Raw genomic sequence first — 17,971 nt, 5'->3', positions numbered from 1 at the left:
GCTTGACATATTTTAAAAGGAGCTATACCCGAAAATTATTTTTTACCCAACAAAAATTTTTATGCATAAGCAAAAATATAACATAGGATTTGTTTCTACCCGTTTTGCAGGTACTGACGGTGTTTCTTTAGAAGCTGCTAAATGGGGAGAAGTACTCAAAGAAGAAGGACACAAATGTTTCTGGTATGCAGGGCTTTTAGAAACTCCTAAAGAAGAATCCTTTTGCATACCTGAAGCCTACTTTGCCCATCCTGACAATGAGTGGATAAACCGTCATATCTGGGGAAAGGTCAAACGCTCTCCCAAAGTAACCCGCCGCATTTATGACTTAAGTGAATATCTCAAAAAAACTCTCTACGAATTTGTAGAAAATTTTCAAATAGACATCCTGATTATTCAAAATGCCCTGGCTATCCCTATGCACCTTCCTTTAGGAGTAGCCATTACCAGCTTTTTAGCTGAAACCTGTATCCCGGCCATTGCCCATTATCACGATTTTTACTGGGAAAGAGATAGGTTCCAGGTTAATTGTGTGCCTGATCTTTTGGATATGGCTTTTCCTCCCAGGGATGTCCAACTGCAACATGTGGTGATCAATCAAAGTGCTAGAGAACAACTGGCCTTACGCAAAGGCGTGCCTTCTATCCTGGTGCCCAATGTCCTGGACTTTGACAATCCTCCTCCAGAAGAGCCCCACCCCTGGGCAAAGGATTTGAGGCAAGATCTGGGCTTATCTCCAGAAGATAAACTTATTTTACAACCCACAAGAGTTGTGCCCCGAAAAGGCATAGAGCACAGCATAAATCTTATTCACCGTCTAAATGACCCTCAGTGCAAGTTGGTTGTCTCCCACCCTGCAGGAGATGAGGGGTCTGAATACCAATATCAATTGCAAGAATTAGCTAAATCCATGGGAGTAGAAATCATCTTTTTTGGAGACAGGGTAAATTATCGGCGCAGAATCAGTTGTGCAGGAAAAAAAATCTATATTCTTTCAGATATCTATCAGCAGGCTGACCTGGTAGTGTATCCAAGTATCTACGAAGGCTTTGGTAATGCCCTGTTAGAAGCCTTTTATTTTAAAAAACCTATTGTTATCAATAGTTATCCGGTGTGGGTACGAGACATTGCGCCCAAAGGCTTCTGGGTCCCAACCATGCATGGAATTGTAACCAATGAACTGGTAGAAGAAGTAAGAATTCTTCTAAGTGATGAAACTTACCGCCAGGAACTGGTCAACTTCAATTATGCCCTGGCCCAACGCTACTATAGTTATAAAACTCTTCGTTATTCCCTTTCCACTCTTTTAAATAATATCACCCATCAACTTTCTTAAAACTTTCATCCTTACTTATTATTTTTTTGGCCTTTACTTGCTTCTTTTTTATTTTTCCTTTATTAAAATAGAGAAAATAAAAAATAGTAACAAGGAGTAAAATGATGTGGCGTATTGAAGACTCCTTTAAAAAGCACCTGCAAAAGCGTTTAAATTTTCTCTATCCCCAGGCCAATTTAAACCGTATTTTAGATCGAATAGCCTTGCTTGTTGCCCGTTATGAAAATTTATCTTCTAAAGTGGACCCTTCTCTCTGGGAACAAAATGTAACCATTCTCATCTCCTATGGACATATGATTCAAGAAAAAGGCACAGTTCCCTTGCAAAGCCTGCTTCAATTTCTGGACTCCCAGCTTCAAGAATATATTCAAGGTATCCATATTCTTCCATTTTTCCCTTATAGCTCTGATGATGGTTTTTCTGTAATAGACTATCGCAAAGTCAATCCAGAGCTTGGAGACTGGAAAGATATAGAGCGCATTGCCAGAAAATATATCCTCATGGTAGATCTGGTGTTAAATCATGTTTCCAAGTGCTCCAGCTGGTTTCAAGACTATATTGGAGGCATCCTGCCTGCTCTAGATTTCTTTATAGAAGTAGATCCTAAAACTGATCTCTCCCAGGTAGCAAGGCCCAGAACCACTCCCTTGTTAACTCCAGTGGATACAGTTTTGGGCACTAAATGGGTCTGGACTACCTTTAGTGAAGACCAGATAGATTTAAACTACAAAAACCCGGATGTACTTATAGAAATGCTGGATATCCTTCTCTTTTATATCCTTAAGGGAGCCAGGATTATTCGCCTGGATGCTATTGCCTACCTGTGGAAGGAAATAGGCACTTCTTGTCTCAATCTTCCTCAAACCCACGAGGTAGTAAAACTCTTTAGAGATATTATAGATTATTTAGCGCCAGGAGTACTGCTCCTTACTGAAACCAATCTCCCTCAAGAGGATAATTACAGTTATTTTGGTGAACAAGATGAAGCCCATATGGTATACCAATTTAGTCTTCCACCCCTTCTACTCTATTCCTTTCACCACCAAGATTCCCAGCTTTTAACCCAATGGCTCCAGAATATCTCTCCTCCAGAAAATTGCACCTTTTTTAATTTTACAGCTTCTCACGATGGTATTGGCCTTAGGCCTCTGGAAGGGCTTATTTCTGAAAAAGAATTGGAAAATTTAGTCCAGACCATCCAGGATTTAGGAGGTCTGGTTTCCTATCGTCAGGAAAAAGATACTCAAAAGCCCTATGAACTAAATATTACCTACTTTGATGCCCTAAAAGATCCAGAGGACAAAGATAATATATCCTTACAAATCCAACGCTTTTTATGCTCTCAAGCCATTATGTTAAGCTTACAGGGAATACCTGGAATATATTTACCCAGTCTCTTTGGCACTTCCAACTATTATGAAGGAGTAGAAAAGAATAAACAAAACAGGTCTATAAATAGGCCTATTTTTCAATATGAAGAATTAAAAAACAAATTAAATAATCCTAAAAGCAAAGAATACATAGTATTTAAGGAATATAAAAAGATGCTCCTGGCCCGTAAAAACCATATCGCCTTTCACCATGAAAGTAAGCAAGAAGTATTAAACCTGGAAAAGGGACTTTTGGGTTTAAAGCGTATACCAGGTACAGAAAGTGAAAGTGTATTTTGTCTTTACAATCTAACTAAAAATTCCAGGACCATACCTCTGGACAAAATTGAATCAGGCCTTAATAAAGTAAAAGACCTTTTAACTGATAATATTATCTCCAAAGAGATAAACCTGCCTCCCTATGGTTATCTCTGGTTTAAACCAGTTTAAGAAGGAGAGTTTTATGTCTAACCTGGAGCAAAAAGAATTTTTACAAATTACAGAGCATCGTCCCTGGGGTAGCTTTACCATTTTAGCAGATGAAACAGATCACAAGGTCAAAAGGATTGTGGTTAAGCCAGGGGCAAGACTGTCCCTACAAAGGCATAAGAAAAGACAAGAACATTGGTTAGTGGTTGCAGGAAAAGCTACGGTCACCCTAAATGACTCTCTTCTTACTTTAGAACCTGGCATGGCTGTGGACATTCCCAGAGAAGCCTTACACCGAGTGGAAAACAAAGAAAATACCCCCTTAGTTTTCATAGAAGTACAACTGGGTGAATATTTTGGTGAGGACGACATAGAAAGGCTAGAAGATGACTATGGCCGCAAATAACCCAGAAGGAGTCCTTTATGGCCACGACTCAAGGAACCTATCCCCTTGAAAGAATAACCAACCTAGCCCGCAAAGTAGAGCAATATAGGGAAATACTTCTTTCCAACCTGGTACTTGTGGGCGAAATTCCTGCACCTTCTGGTCAGGAAGAAGAAAGGATAAATTTTATCCTGGAAAAATTTTTACAACTGGGCCTGGAAAACTGTGCCACAGATGAAATAGGCAATACTGTGGCCATCTTGCCTGGAAGCAAAAGAAAGCATTCCATTTTACTCACTGCTCATGTGGATGTTCCCTTTGAAATTACAGCCAATCACACCTACACTCTAGAAGAAAACAAAGTCTGGGGCATTGGAGTGGCTGACAACAGTTTGGGAGTGGCCACCTTGCTTTCTTTGCCCATTTTTTTAAAAAAATTAAATATAACTCTGGAAAATGATTTAATCCTTTTAGGAGCAGTAAAAAGCCTGGAACAAAGCAACCAGGAAGGGCTAAAATTTTTTCTTGCCAATACCCAGAAAAAGCCCCATTGTGCCCTACTTTTAGAAGGCTCTCCTTTAGGACGCTTAAACTTTCGCTCCATGTCCACCTTTGGAGGGCAGATAACCTGTCAGATAAATCGCCGTTTAAGTGAAGCAAGCGCCATTGAGATGATCTGCCAGATCATTCAAAGCTTAAAAACCCTACCCTTAGCTGAAGAAGAACATACTGTCTTAACCCTGGGAAGCATTGAAGGTGGAGCTTCTCATAAATATCCTGCCCGCAGTTGTAATTTAAAATTTCAAATTCGCAGCAATTCTGATCAAACCATAAAAAATCTTATTCAAAAGATATATCAAATCCTGGATAATATCTCTCAACACCCGGGCTTATCTGTCCATCTTAAAACCATTGCCACTAGTATTGCTGGAGGGCTTAATTCATCTCATCCTCTGGTTTTAAAGGCCAGAAATATCCAGGAAAAACTGGATATTACCCCTCAAGACAATATTTACTCTCCTGTTATTTCTCCTTTTGTGGAGCACAATATACCAGCTCTTTGCCTTGGACTTACCAATGCAGATAATCTGCATTACCTAGATGAATACATAGAAATAGAGCCCTGCAGTAAAGGTCTGGCTCAACTCATAGGTCTATTACTTCTTATAGACAAGGAGATAGATCTATGCAGAACATAAATAACTGGCTCCAAACCAATACCTTTCACCACAGTCAATTTGAAGACCTCAAGCGCTTAGTTGAAGCCAAAGAAAAACAAAACCTTACTATTTCTGTCTGCATTCCCACTTTAAATGAAGAAAAAACCATTGGAAAGGAAATTGTTATTTTTCGCTCTGAACTTATGGAGCAATATCCCCTTATTGATGAACTGGCGGTCATTGATTCTGGCTCTACAGATAGAACGCTAGAAGTTGCTGCTTCCTTTGGAGCTGATGTTTATCTTTCAGCAGAAATCTTGCCCAGGTGGGGATTTAAACGGGGCAAAGGTGAAAATCTGTGGAAAGCTATTTATCAATTAAAAGGAGATATCATTGTTTACGTAGACGCAGATATTAAAAATATCCATCCTCGCTTTGTCTATGGCCTGGTAGCCCCTTTAATTTTTAGGCCAGAAATAAAATACGTAAAGGCCTTTTATGATAGGCCCCTGGCCCTTTCTGACCAGATACGCCCTTCTGGAGGAGGAAGAGTTACAGAGATACTTATTCGACCTCTCTTTTCCCTATTTTTCCCGGAATTAACGGCCCTTATCCAGCCCTTATCTGGCGAATACGCAGTGCGAAGGGAAGTTTTGGAAAGTATACCCTTTCCCATAGGTTATGGAGTAGAGACTTCTCACTTAATAGACGTCTACTCAGACTGGGGCCTGGAAGCTCTTGCCCAAACAGATTTGGACAAAAGGGTACACCGCCATCAATCCACTAGAGATTTGGGAAAAATGGCCTTTGGCATTTTAAGAGTATTTTTCAAGCGCCTAAAGGAAAAAGGAATGCTGGAGTGTTTGCCTGAACTTTCCTATTATCTGCGACAATTTCAGGTAAAAAAAGACACTTACGAACAAATTGTCTATGAAATCTTTGAAGAAGAAAGGCCTCCCATGCTTCAGGTCCCAGAGTACCGGGAAAAAATGGGACTAAATCCTCTATAACCTCATTAAAAAGCCATGCGCATTGTGTTTATTCACTACCATCTTCAACCTGGTGGGGTGACAAAGGTCATTTTGAATACTGTAAAAGCCCTGGAGCAATCTCCTTCTTTCAAGCTCCTTATCCTCTGCGGAGAAGCTCCCCCAAGTAGCTTAGAGATAAACACTCCAGTAAAAGTAATTAAAGGGCTTGCCTATGAAGGCAAGCGCCCTCAAAATATCTCTGCTCAGGAACTAAAAAAAGAAATCTTAAAAGTTAGCAAAAGTGTATTTGGCACTTTCCCAGATATTTTTCACGTCCATAATCATAACCTGGGCAAAAACCTTCTCTTGCCTCAGGTGGTCTACGGGCTTGCCCAGGAGGGATTTCCCCTTTTTTTGCATATTCACGATTTTGCTGAAGATGGAAGGCCTGGAAACTATCAGTTACTTTTAAAACATCTGGGAGAAAATAACTTTGAAAATCTTTCCACCTACTTGTATCCTCAAGGTCCACACCTCCATTACCTCTTTTTAACTTCCAGGGACATAAAGTTTTTTCAATACGCAGGAGGTAGTTCCAATCTCCATCATTTACCCAATCCCATTCAAAATACCTTTTTTCAGCTAAGTTAGAAAAAAATATTTTCCCCCGGCAAAGACTCTGGCTCTATCCCACCAGAGGAATTAGAAGAAAAAATATAGGCGAACTTATTTTTTGGTCCACCCAGGCAAGGGCTAATGATGTTTTTGCCACCACCCTGGGACCGCAAAATCCTTTGCAACGCCCCTATTTTAAACTCTGGAAAAATTTTGCTCAAACCCATAATCTACCTCTTCACCTGGAACTAGCTAATACCTATCCCTACGAACAACTCCTAAAGGAAGCTCATTTTTGCCTCACCACCAGCATAACAGAAGGATTTGGTCTGGTTTTCCTGGAACCCTGGTTAAATAATAAAGCTCTTTTTGGCAGAGATTTACCTGAAATTACTAGAGATTTTAAAGAAAAAGAAATAAAACTACCCTATCTTTATCCCAGTTTAAAAATTTCTTTAAATAAGTTAAATCAAAACCTTCTCCATCAAAAAATACACACCAAAATAAAATCCTTATTTGCTTTATACTCACTGCCCTTAAAACAGGACTTTATAGATAAAACAATTAGTAATTGGACACAAAACAAGCAAATAGATTTTGGAAAATTAGATGAAGAACTACAAATGCAAGTATTAGAAAAGATAATAAAACATAAAGAAAAGATTTTTAACTTACCAGAAAACATAGATTATCATCTAATTGAAGAGAATAAGAAAAAAATAGAAAAAAATTTTAGCCTTTCTAATTATATATTTAAGTTAAAAAATATTTATTTAGAGGCGACAAATAAACAAAGTAAGTTAGAAGGTTTTGCAGATAGTAAAAGATTATTGGAGTGTTTTTTATCTCCAGAAAACTTGAGCTTATTAAAGATAGATGAAGTATAAATCCATTTTAAAAAAACATTTAAAACCTTTAGAGCCCATTCCGCTAAAGGTGAAACGCCAGATAACTCCTTTTTCTCCTAAATGTATTCTGTTTGATGTCTATGGAACTTTGCTTATTTCTGGTGCTGGAGACATAGGTAAAGATAGTGAGTTAAAAGAAACTTTTTTTTATCAGACAGCTAGAGAACTAGACTTACCTCTGTTAAAAATGCCATCCTCTCCTACCAACTTACTTTTAGAGCTAATAGCTCAAGAACATAAAAAGAAAAAAGATAGAGGAATTGAGTATCCAGAAGTAGATATTGTACACATCTGGAAAACCTTTTTTCTACATCTAGGAATAAATTTAAGTCTGGAAAAAATCCTGGAATTTGCTTTTCTCTATGAATTGTTAAGCAATCCCATCTGGCCTATGCCAGGGTTAAAAGAACTTTTAAACTGGCTAAAGGAAAAAAAGGTTTTGCTGGGGATTATTTCCAATGCCCAATTTTATACTCCCTTAAGTCTGGAGTTTTTTCTAGGACAAAAATTAACTCATTATTTTAATCCAGAACTCTGTTTTTGGTCTTATAAGGAAAAAATGGCCAAACCTTCCCAAGGATTATTTCAAAAGGCCCAACAAACTTTGGCTAAATGGCATATTTCTCCTGACCAGGTTTTATATGTAGGTAATGATGTTTACAAAGATATCTATCCAGGTACTAAAGTGGGTTTTAAAGGATGTTTACTGGCAGTAAATAAACGAAGTTATCGTTATAATTTTAATATTACCAATTTTGATATTATAAGTGAGTTAAAGGAAATAGGTATGTATTATCCCTAAACTTCACAAAAACATATTTTCTATTTATAGAATTTATAAAAATAGACTTCTCTTTGAATACCAATATAGAATAATTATCCCAACATGTCAGGGAAGATGTCGCCCAGGCTAGTTTAAGATGAGGGTATATTAGTTCTCTTATCTTGTTATCCTTCCCCCTAGGGGAAGGGGGAATTTCAACCTGGGCGGTAGGAGATTTTTTTATGGTATATCCTGATAATGTTAAAGAAAGTGTACTTAAACAAATTTTTGCCTCATCAAAGACAATTGCTGATATTGCAAGGGAGAATGGAATTCCATATACTACAGTGATGACGTTACTCTATGAATAAAAAATTTACAGCAGAGGAAAAACTTAACCTTCTTTTCAAAGTGCCTCAATGAATGAGGTAGAGTTAGCTGAATTTTGCAGGAAAAGGGCATTTATCCATCTACCTTGGAGAAATGGAAACAGTCTTGTCTGGAAAATATTGACAGACAACCTGGTAAGAAGTTTAAGAAGAAAGAAAAGCAATTAAAACAAAAGATAGTTAAGTTAGAAAGAGAGATAAGGAAGAAAGACAAGACCATAGCAGAGACTACGGCTCTATTGGTACTTTAAACAGAAAGAAGTTGTGTATAAAGCTATAGATGAAGCCAAAAAAGAGGGGGCTAGATTGAAAAAGGCATGTGAACTTATTGGGATATCAATAAGGACCTATCAGAGATGGAAAAGAGGGATACCTTAAAGGACAGAAGGGAGGATGTTTTAAGAAATCCTGCTAATAAGCTATCTAAACAAGAGAAACAGAAGATATTAGATACTTGTCATTCAAAGGATTTCAGAGAGTTACCTCCTTGTAAGATAGTTCCAATGTTGGCTGATAGAAGAATATACATAGGATCAGAGAGCACCTTTTACCGAGTTCTTAGGGAAGCAGGGGAATTGACCCATAGAGGTAGGTCTAAGCCCAGGACATATTTTAGGCCCAAACACTATAGAGCCACAGGCCCCAATCAGGTCTGGAGTTGGGATATTACCTACTTGCCTAGTTGTATACAGGGGATGTTTTTCTATCTTTATATGTATATTGATATTTATAGCCATAAGATTGTAGGCTGGGAAGTATATACTGAACAAAGGAGTAATTTAGCTACAAAGGTGCTTAAACGTGCCCTTCTTAAAGAAAAGATAACAGGAGAGGGCTTGGTAATCCATTCAGATAATGGCAAGCCCATGAAGGGATCTACTATGTTAGCCACAATGCAAAATTTAGGAATTATTCGTTCTTTTAGTCGTCCTCATGTTAGTGATGATAATCCCTATATAGAATCCCTCTTTAAGACAGTTAAATATTGTCCTAAGTATCCTGGTAGATTTTCAAATATAGAAGAGGCCAGAAAATGGTGCTTGGAGTTTGTTACATGGTATAATAGTAAGCATTATCATAGTAAAATTAAGTTTGTTACTCCTGAGCAACGACATTCAGGTCTAGACAATGAGATTTTGGCCAAGCGGAAAGAGGTTTACAAAAGGGCTCGCTCCAAACATCCAGAGCGCTGGTCTGGAAATGTTCGCAATTGGAACCCAGTCCTTACAGTAGACCTTAATCCAGTTAACGAACAACCTTATTTGCTGATGGAAAAAATGGCATGGCCTTTGGTGACATCTTTATTGACAAATTCCGAAAATGGGAGTGAATAAATACCTTATAGATGTTTTACGTCACCTACATAATCTATGTGAGGCGTAAGAATAAAAACACAGGAGAGCAACCATGACTAAACTACTTGAAAAAGCCTTTGAAGAAGCATCAAAATTATCAGAGCTAGAACAAAATGCTCTCGCACGCTGGTTGATTGATGAAATTATATCTGAAAAAAGTGGGAGAAGACTTTTGCTGAATCAGAAGATGTATTAGATAAGCTAGCGAATGAGGCGCTTGAAGAACATACAAAAGGTAAGACAAAACCACTAAATGTTAATCAACTATGATATCCCATACCACAGAACGGTTTCGTAACCTACTGGCTCAATTACCAAAACAAATTCAAAAACAAGCAAAGGAAGCTTACATCCAATTTGAAAAAGACCCTTATCATCCAGGATTCCGTTTCAAACGAGTACACTCAAAATTACCTATCTATTCAGTTCGCATATCAAAGGATTATCGTGCACTGGGTATACAACGGGACGGTGAAATAATTTGGTTTTGGGTGGGGTCACACTCAGATTATGATAACATATTGAAAGAAGTGAAGAATGCCTAACAAAAAAAGCTCACAGCTATTCCGCTAGCGTTCCCCCCAATTATGCCCAATAAGCTGCTATCCTTGAGCTAATTTAAGATGAAGGAATATTCATCCTTTTCTTGTCAAAGTGTGAAGTATTATTTGGGTAAAAAAAAAGTCCTGGCGACGGCCTACTTTCCCACCTTTTAGGAAGGCAGTATCATCGGCGCTGGAGGGCTTAACTTCCGAGTTCGGAATGGGATCGGGTGTTTCCCCTCCGCTATGGTCACCAGGACGAAATTTTTATTAAACAGGGGTTTAGGGAAGAGTTTTTGGGAAAATTAAGGTTAAGACTCACGGACTATTAGTACCGGTTAGCTGAACGCATCGCTGCGCTTACACTTCCGGCCTATCTACCTGGTAGTCTTCCAGGGTCCTTTAGTCATCCGAAGATGAGGGGAGACCTTATCTTGGGGAGGGCTTCCCGCTTAGATGCCTTCAGCGGTTATCCCGTCCGATCATAGCTACCCTGCTGTGCCGCTGGCGCGACAACAGGTCCACTAGAGGATCGTCCATCCCGGTCCTCTCGTACTAGGGACAGACCCCCTCAAGTCTCCTACGCCCACAGCGGATGAGGACCGAACTGTCTCACGACGTTCTAAACCCAGCTCGCGTACCACTTTAAACGGCGAACAGCCGTACCCTTGGGACCTGCTCCAGCCCCAGGATGTGATGAGCCGACATCGAGGTGCCAAACCACGCCGTCGATGTGAACTCTTGGGCGTGATCAGCCTGTTATCCCCGGCGTACCTTTTATCCGATGAGCGATGGCCCTTCCATGCGGAACCACCGGATCACTAAGGCCGACTTTCGTCCCTGCTCGAGATGTCTCTCTCACAGTCAAGCTCCCTTATGCCTTTGCACTCAACGGCTGGTTTCCAATCAGCCTGAGGGAACCTTTGCGCGCCTCCGTTACCTTTTGGGAGGCGACCGCCCCAGTCAAACTACCCACCAGACACTGTCCCCAAGCAGGATTACTGCCTTGGGTTAGAGCCCTAGATTACCAAGGGTGGTATTTCAAGGACGACTCCACCTGAACTGGCGTCCAGGCTTCCCAGTCTCCCACCTATCCTACACATGATAATCCAAGACCCAATGTCAAGCTGTAGTAAAGGTGCACAGGGTCTTTCCGTCCTGCTGCGGGTACCCGGCATCTTCACCGGGAGTTCAATTTCACCGAGCCTCTGGTTGAGACAGTGTGGGGATCGTTACGCCATTCGTGCAGGTCGGAACTTACCCGACAAGGAATTTCGCTACCTTAGGACCGTTATAGTTACGGCCGCCGTTTACCGGGGCTTCGGTTCAGAGCTTCGGGTTACCCCTAACTCCTCCCCTTAACCTTCCGGCACCGGGCAGGCGTCAGTCCCTATACGTCGTCTTACGACTTCGCAGAGACCTGTGTTTTTAGTAAACAGTCGCCCCCACCATTTCTCTGCGGCTCTCAGCAGCTCCAGTAGTTCTACCTTCACCACCAAGAGCACCCCTTCTCCCGAAGTTACAGGGTCATTTTGCCGAGTTCCTTAACCAGAGTTCGCTCGAGCGCCTTAGGTTACTCACCCCGCCCACCTGTGTCGGTTTGCGGTACGGTCTGCCAGTTAGTCTCGCTTAGAGGCTTTTCTCGGCAGCATGGGCTCAGTCACTTCGTCCGTTATAGACTCGTACTCACCCCTCAGCGTTAACAGGAGCCCGGATTTGCCTAAGCTCCCCGCCTACAGGCTTGAACCGACTATTCCAACAGTCGGCTGACCTACCCTTCTGCGTCCCCCCTTCGCTCAAACGACTAACCAACAGGTGCAGGAATATTAACCTGCTTCCCATCAGCTACGCCTCTCGGCCTCGCCTTAGGGACCGACTAACCCTGGGCAGATTAGCTTTACCCAGGAAACCTTGGGCTTACGGCGAGAGAGTTTCTCACTCTCTTTATCGTTACTCATGCCAACATATTCACTTCTCTACAGTCCAGCACACCTCACGGTATACCTTCTTCCCGTAGAGAACGCTCCCCTACCCCGAGTACCTTACGGTACTCAGCCGTGGCTTCGGTAGTACACTTGAGCCCCGTTACATTTTCGGCGCAGAGCCACTAGACCAGTGAGCTATTACGCTTTCTTTAAAGGATGGCTGCTTCTAAGCCAACCTCCTGGCTGTCTCAGTAGCTCCACCTCCTTTCCCACTTAGTGTACATTTAGGGACCTTAGCCGACGGTCTGGGCTGTTTCCCTCTCGACCATGGACCTTCTCACCCACAGTCTGACTCCCAGGCTAAACTTACGGCATTCGGAGTTTGGTAGGGTTTGGTAACCTGGTGGGGCCCCTAGCCCTTCCAGTGCTCTACCTCCGCAAGTCATCGCCTGAGGCTATACCTCAATATATTTCGGGGAGAACCAGCTATCACCGAGTTTGATTGGCCTTTCACCCCTATCCACAGGTCATCCGAGTAGTTTTCAACCTACACCGGTTCGGGCCTCCAGTAAGTGTTACCTTACCTTCACCCTGCCCATGGATAGATCACCCGGCTTCGGGTCTAATCCGCAGTACTTATCGCCCTCTTCAGACTCGCTTTCGCTACGGCTCCACCTCTTAAAGGCTTAACCTCGCACTGCAGATTAACTCGCTGGCCCATTATGCAAAAGGCACGCCCTCATCCCGCACTCACTTTAAGCCGCGAACCCTTCTCAGGTTCATCTCAACTCACCTCGACTTAAAGTGAGTGCGGGACTCGGACTGCTTGTAGGCAATCGGTTTCAGGTTCTATTTCACTCCCCTCCCGGGGTTCTTTTCACCTTTCCCTCACGGTACTATCCGCTATCGGTCGCCAGGGAGTATTTAGCCTTGGAGGATGGTCCCCCCAGATTCCCACAGGGTTCCACGTGCCCCGCAGTACTCGGGTACTGTCCGCGCCACTTTCAGTTTCGCATACGGGCCTTTCACCCTCTATGGGGCACCTTCCCAGGTGCTTCTGCTACTTACTCATGGATCGCTTGTGGACAGCCCCACAACCCCGCGTGGCAAGCCACACGGTTTGGGCTACTCCCCTTTCGCTCGCCGCTACTCAGGGAATCTCTTTTAATTTCTTCTCCTCCGGGTACTGAGATGTTTCACTTCCCCGGGTTCGCCTCCCGCACCTACTTTACTTGCGACAACCTTACATACCTCAACCCCTACGGTCACAAGTAAAGTAGGTGCGGGATACCTGGATATGACTCCAGGTGGGTTACCCCATTCGGAAATCCCCGGATCAAAGCCTGTTTGGCGGCTCCCCGAGGCTTTTCGCAGCCTCCCACGTCCTTCTTCGCCTCCTGGCGCCTAGGCATCCACCGATTGCCCTTAATATCTTAACCTATTTTCCCGCTCTTCCCTTTTTACCCCTATTTAATTCTCAATGAACCCTTTTCTAGGCTTATCTGAAGTACCTAAGTCTACACCTAGATACTCCATTCTAAACCCTTCTCTTCCTGGTGGAGGTGAACGGAGTCGAACCGATGACCTCCTGCGTGCAAGGCAGGCGCTCTCCCAGCTGAGCTACACCCCCATCTACTCCTCCACTTATGGTGGGCCTAGATGGACTTGAACCATCGACCTCACGCTTATCAGGCGTGCGCTCTAACCGAAACTGAGCTATAGGCCCATCTAAACCCTATCTTAACTCCTTTTCAAAGACCTTCTTCCTTGCTCTTCATAATTAAATAGCGAGAGTGTGGTGAGTTCTTTCTCTATAAAGGAGGTGATCCATCCGCACCTTCCGGTACGGATACCTTGTTACGACTTCACCCCAATCACCAGCCCTACCGTCGGCAGCTGCCTCCCTTACGGGTTGGCTCACTGACTTCGGGTAGAACCGGCTTTCGTGGTGTGACGGGCGGTGTGTACAAGGCCCGGGAACGTATTCACCGCGGCATGCTGATCCGCGATTACTAGCGATTCCGCCTTCATGCAGTCGAGTTGCAGACTGCAATCCGAACTACGATGGGTTTTTTGGGATTAGCTCCACCTCGCGGCTTCGCAACCCTTTGTACCCACCATTGTAGTACGTGTGTAGCCCTGGGCGTAAGGGCCATGATGACTTGACGTCGTCCCCACCTTCCTCCGAGTTAACCTCGGCAGTCCCCCTAGAGTGCCCGGCTTTACCCGATGGCAACTAAGGGCAAGGGTTGCGCTCGTTGCGGGACTTAACCCAACACCTCACGGCACGAGCTGACGACAGCCATGCAGCACCTGTCTCCGCGTTCCCCGAAGGGCACCCCACTGTTTCCAGCAGGTTCGCAGGATGTCAAGCCCAGGTAAGGTTCTTCGCGTTGCATCGAATTAAACCACATACTCCACCGCTTGTGCGGGCCCCCGTCAATTTCTTTGAGTTTCATCCTTGCGGACGTACTCCCCAGGCGGGACACTTATCGCGTTTGCTTCGACACCGAGCGGATCTAACCACCCAACGTCTAGTGTCCATCGTTTACAGCGTGGACTACCAGGGTATCTAATCCTGTTTGCTCCCCACGCTTTCGCACCTCAGCGTCAGTATCGGCCCAGGTAGTCGCCTTCGCCTCTGGTGTTCCTCCCGATATCTACGGATTTCACCCCTACACCGGGAATTCCACTACCCTCTACCGAACTCTAGCACAGCAGTCTCAAGTGCAGTCCCACAGTTAAGCCGTGGCCTTTCACACCTGACTTGCCATGCCGCCTACGCGCGCTTTACGCCCAGTGATTCCGAATAACGCTCGCACCCTCCGTATTACCGCGGCTGCTGGCACGGAGTTAGCCGGTGCTTCCTCTGGAGGTACCGTCAGCTTGGCAGCCTGTTCGACTACCAAGAGTTCTTCCCTCCTGACAAAGGTTTACGACCCGAAGGCCTTCTTCCCTCACGCGGCGTTGCTGGGTCAGGGTTTCCCCCATTGCCCAATATTCCCCACTGCTGCCTCCCGTAGGAGTCTGGGCCGTGTTCCAGTCCCAGTGTGGCCGGTCACCCTCTCAGGCCGGCTACCCATCGTAGCCTTGGTAGGCCATTACCCCACCAACTAGCTAATGGGACGCAGGCTCATCCCTAGGCGGTAGCTTCTCCGAGAGGCCACCCTTTCCTAGCCAACCACTTAATAATTGACTAGCTTATCAGGTATTAGCACCGCTTTCGCAGTGTTATCCCTGTCCTAGAGGTAGATAACCCACGCGTTACTCACCCGTGCGCCGCTTTACTCACCACCCGAAGGTGGCTTTCTCGCTCGACTTGCATGTGTTAGGCACGCCGCCAGCGTTCATTCTGAGCCAGAATCAAACCCTCCAGTTATAATTCTAAACTCCTTAAACCTTACCTCACACCATCACTCTCGCTATTCAATTGACAAAGAACAAAAAGTTTTTATCGTGTCGAGACTTTCTAAGTTATTCAAAACCGAGTCAGCTGTCAATCACTTTTTTCAACTTTTTTCGCTTTCCTTGTGAAAGTCTCGAAAACCTTATTTTCTTGTCTAAAGAACTTTTCGCCCTCACGTGCGAAGGTGCTCTTTTTAACGAGCTCTAAAAAAAAGTCAACAACTTTTTTTAAAAAAATATTTTTTTCTTATAACAGCCTATAATTATTAAAAATAAGCTTTGAGTAGCAAATTGTCGGCGTGAATAACTTCTGGATAGACAAAGGATTCGTCCAGCAAGTCTTTAAGTTCTGAGCTTTTACAGCCCAACATTTTGGCGATGTCAGCAGAGCTATAATTACTAAGTCCTACGCCTATAATCTCACCATCTTCACTTAGAATACTTAACAAAGCACCTTTCCCAAACTCCCCTTCCACCTCTTTAATGCCCACAGGCAACAGACTTTTCCCCTTTTGCAAAGCAAGACCAGCTCCCTTATCCACAATGACCTTTCCTTCTGGGTCCAGATTATAGGCCAGCCAAAACTTTCGCCGGGAAATCTTTTTTCTTCTGGCAAAACCCAGGTACCCACATTTTGCCCCTGAAAAAGTTTCTCCAAAATAAAGCGTTCTTTACCGGGCAGAATAACTGTAGGCACTCCAATCTGGGCTGCCCTTTTAGCAGCCAAAAGCTTACTATACATACCGCCAGTGCCTTCTGCACTACTGCCTTCACACAAAGAATTTAAATCCAAAGAAGTAATGTCTTCGATATAGTCTATTTTCCTGGCTTCTGGGTATAATTGAGGATTTTTATCAAAAACACCCTGGGCTGAGGTAAGATTGATAAACAAGTCTGCCTCTACCAGATTTAAAATTAAAGCTGCCAGTTGATCGTTATCGCCAAATTTTAGCTCCTGCACAGCTACAGTGTCGTTTTCATTTACCACAGGAATCACTCTCCATTCTAAAAGCTTGAGAAAGGTATTCCTGGCATTTAGAAAACGCTCCCTATCCCTTAAGTCATCACGGGTAAGCAATACCTGGGCAGTCACTTTGGAAAACCGAGCAAAGCCTTCATCGTAAAGGTGCATCAACCTGCTCTGGCCAATAGCAGAGGTAGCTTGCTTATAGGTAAGCTCTGGCTTTAGCTTACAAGAAGACATCACCTTGCAGCCTGCAGCCACTGCTCCTGAGCTAACCAGGACCACTTCCTTACCCTGATCGTGAACCAGGGATATATCGTCAATAAGGCGAGAGATAACTCGCAAGTCCAAGCCCCTGGGAGTAGTTAAGACAGCACTCCCGACCTTAATCACCACCCTTTTGGCACTTTTTAAGCTATCCAGTTTAAATTGTTCAAAATTTTGCCTGGTTGTCTTCATAGGCGTAAAATCTTTGCCACATATAAGTTAAAAGTTCGTCTACTCCCTCACCTTTAAGGGCAGAAATAAAAAAGACTTCACCGGGAAACTTTTCCTTTAATTTTCTTAGCTCTTCTGGGGTTAAAAGGTCAATCTTGTTCACGACCCAAATCTGTTCCTTTTCACTCAAAGCAGGGTTAAACTTTTCCAGTTCTTCATTTATCAACTGAAAACCAGCCTCAGGCTCTTCTGGCACAATTTCTTCTATACTTAAAATGTGTACCAAAAACCGTGTTCTTTCCACATGTTTTAAAAACCTATCTCCCAAGCCCTGCCCCAGATGAGCCCCTTCAATAAGGCCTGGAATGTCTGCTATTACCATTTTCTGGCCTTTCTCATCAGCAACCACTCCCAGGTTGGGAACCAGAGTGGTAAAAGGATAGGGAGCAATCTTGGGCTTGGCTGCAGAAATGGCAGACAAAAAAGTGGACTTGCCTGCATTGGGTAGCCCCAAAAGTCCCACATCAGCTATGAGTTTTAACTCCAGGTAAATTTTTTTCCTTCTCCAGGAAGGCCTGGCTGGGCATAACGAGGAGCCTGGTTGGTAGGGGATTTAAAATACATATTTCCCTTTCCACCCTTACCGCCCTTAGCCACCAATACCTTTTTCCCGTCTCTATCCAGGTCTGCAATTAGGACTCTCTTGCCTTCTGCCTGCACTTCATAAAGCAAAGTACCCACAGGCACCTCAATAATCAAATCTTCTCCAGATTTACCATCACACTGACTGCCCATGCCAGGCTGTCCATTTTGAGCTTCATAAACTCTTTTTAACCTAAAGTCATAAAGGGTCAGCAGTCTGTTGCTGGCCAAAAAATAAACGTCTCCGCCCTTGCCTCCACTTCCACCATCAGGTCCACCTTTGGGAATAAACTTTTCTCGCCTAAAGGAAACGCAACCTCGCCCGCCTTTGCCAGCCCGCACCAAAATTTCTGCTTCATCAATAAAACGCATTT

At 43.5% G+C, this 17,971-nt stretch carries 12 protein-coding genes, 2 tRNA genes, 3 rRNA genes and 2 pseudogenes; 12 read left to right on the top strand and 7 right to left on the bottom strand.

Annotation, left to right across the window (positions count from 1 at the left end; genetic code table 11):
• Nucleotides 1-61 precede the first annotated feature (61 nt).
• The 12 genes from ACZ42F_RS12460 (at nucleotide 62) to ACZ42F_RS12405 (ending at nucleotide 10,226) form a co-directional block, all read left to right on the top strand.
• A complete protein-coding gene (locus tag ACZ42F_RS12460; RefSeq protein ID WP_464279230.1) occupies nucleotides 62-1,336 on the top strand; it encodes a glycosyltransferase in 1,275 nt (424 codons plus the stop codon).
• A 104-nt stretch (nucleotides 1,337-1,440) separates the two neighbouring features.
• Nucleotides 1,441-3,156, top strand: a complete 1,716-nt coding sequence (locus tag ACZ42F_RS12455; RefSeq protein WP_464279229.1) for a sugar phosphorylase — start codon at nucleotides 1,441-1,443, stop codon at nucleotides 3,154-3,156.
• A gap of 13 nt (nucleotides 3,157-3,169) precedes the next feature.
• The gene (locus ACZ42F_RS12450; protein ID WP_464279228.1) at nucleotides 3,170-3,541 is read left to right on the top strand and encodes a phosphomannose isomerase type II C-terminal cupin domain; all 372 of its coding nucleotides are present in this window, start codon (nucleotides 3,170-3,172) and stop codon (nucleotides 3,539-3,541) included.
• A 17-nt stretch (nucleotides 3,542-3,558) separates the two neighbouring features.
• Nucleotides 3,559-4,719 (top strand): M20 family metallopeptidase, encoded by a 1,161-nt coding sequence (locus ACZ42F_RS12445; RefSeq protein ID WP_464279227.1) that lies wholly within the window; start codon nucleotides 3,559-3,561, stop codon nucleotides 4,717-4,719.
• Nucleotides 4,707-5,690, top strand: a complete 984-nt coding sequence (locus ACZ42F_RS12440; protein ID WP_464279226.1) for a glucosyl-3-phosphoglycerate synthase — start codon at nucleotides 4,707-4,709, stop codon at nucleotides 5,688-5,690. Before ACZ42F_RS12445 ends, ACZ42F_RS12440 begins: the two co-directional genes overlap by 13 nt.
• Nucleotides 5,691-5,705: 15 nt before the next feature.
• Nucleotides 5,706-6,302 (top strand): glycosyltransferase family protein, encoded by a 597-nt coding sequence (locus tag ACZ42F_RS12435; protein ID WP_464279225.1) that lies wholly within the window; start codon nucleotides 5,706-5,708, stop codon nucleotides 6,300-6,302.
• A gap of 143 nt (nucleotides 6,303-6,445) precedes the next feature.
• Nucleotides 6,446-7,153, top strand: coding sequence for a hypothetical protein (locus ACZ42F_RS12430; RefSeq protein WP_464279224.1), 708 nt, complete (start codon nucleotides 6,446-6,448; stop codon nucleotides 7,151-7,153).
• On the top strand, nucleotides 7,143-7,976 hold the full coding sequence (locus ACZ42F_RS12425; protein ID WP_464279223.1) for an HAD family hydrolase: 834 nt from the start codon (nucleotides 7,143-7,145) through the stop codon (nucleotides 7,974-7,976). Before ACZ42F_RS12430 ends, ACZ42F_RS12425 begins: the two co-directional genes overlap by 11 nt.
• 203 nt (nucleotides 7,977-8,179) lie before the next feature.
• Nucleotides 8,180-8,308 (top strand): transposase, encoded by a 129-nt coding sequence (locus ACZ42F_RS12420; protein WP_464279222.1) that lies wholly within the window; start codon nucleotides 8,180-8,182, stop codon nucleotides 8,306-8,308.
• Between the two features lie 374 nt (nucleotides 8,309-8,682).
• The gene (locus ACZ42F_RS12415) at nucleotides 8,683-9,660 is read left to right on the top strand and encodes an IS3 family transposase (protein ID WP_464279221.1); all 978 of its coding nucleotides are present in this window, start codon (nucleotides 8,683-8,685) and stop codon (nucleotides 9,658-9,660) included.
• Between the two features lie 73 nt (nucleotides 9,661-9,733).
• Complete coding sequence (locus ACZ42F_RS12410; RefSeq protein WP_464279220.1) at nucleotides 9,734-9,877, top strand: hypothetical protein; 144 nt, start codon at nucleotides 9,734-9,736, stop codon at nucleotides 9,875-9,877.
• A 70-nt stretch (nucleotides 9,878-9,947) separates the two neighbouring features.
• A complete protein-coding gene (locus ACZ42F_RS12405) occupies nucleotides 9,948-10,226 on the top strand; it encodes a type II toxin-antitoxin system RelE family toxin (protein WP_464279219.1) in 279 nt (92 codons plus the stop codon).
• A gap of 139 nt (nucleotides 10,227-10,365) precedes the next feature.
• On the opposite strand, the gene rrf is transcribed toward ACZ42F_RS12405, so the two are convergent.
• From rrf to obgE, 7 genes and pseudogenes are all read right to left on the bottom strand, one after another.
• A 5S ribosomal RNA gene (rrf, locus tag ACZ42F_RS12400) occupies nucleotides 10,366-10,481 on the bottom strand.
• Nucleotides 10,482-10,530: 49 nt separating this feature from the next.
• Nucleotides 10,531-13,587, bottom strand: a 23S ribosomal RNA gene (locus tag ACZ42F_RS12395).
• Nucleotides 13,588-13,702: 115 nt separating this feature from the next.
• A tRNA-Ala gene (locus ACZ42F_RS12390) sits at nucleotides 13,703-13,778 on the bottom strand.
• A gap of 17 nt (nucleotides 13,779-13,795) precedes the next feature.
• Nucleotides 13,796-13,874, bottom strand: a tRNA-Ile gene (locus ACZ42F_RS12385).
• A gap of 89 nt (nucleotides 13,875-13,963) precedes the next feature.
• Nucleotides 13,964-15,527, bottom strand: a 16S ribosomal RNA gene (locus ACZ42F_RS12380).
• The 16S, 23S and 5S rRNA genes sit together here with 2 tRNA genes alongside, the layout of an rRNA operon.
• 292 nt (nucleotides 15,528-15,819) lie before the next feature.
• A pseudogene (proB, locus tag ACZ42F_RS12375) lies at nucleotides 15,820-16,976 on the bottom strand (glutamate 5-kinase).
• Nucleotides 16,951-17,969 (bottom strand): annotated as a pseudogene (gene obgE / locus ACZ42F_RS12370) (GTPase ObgE). Before obgE ends, proB begins: the two co-directional pseudogenes overlap by 26 nt.
• Nucleotides 17,970-17,971 lie beyond the last annotated feature (2 nt).

Source organism: Desulfonauticus autotrophicus (genome assembly GCF_055381725.1).
This window is presented reverse-complemented; position numbering and strand designations above follow the sequence as displayed.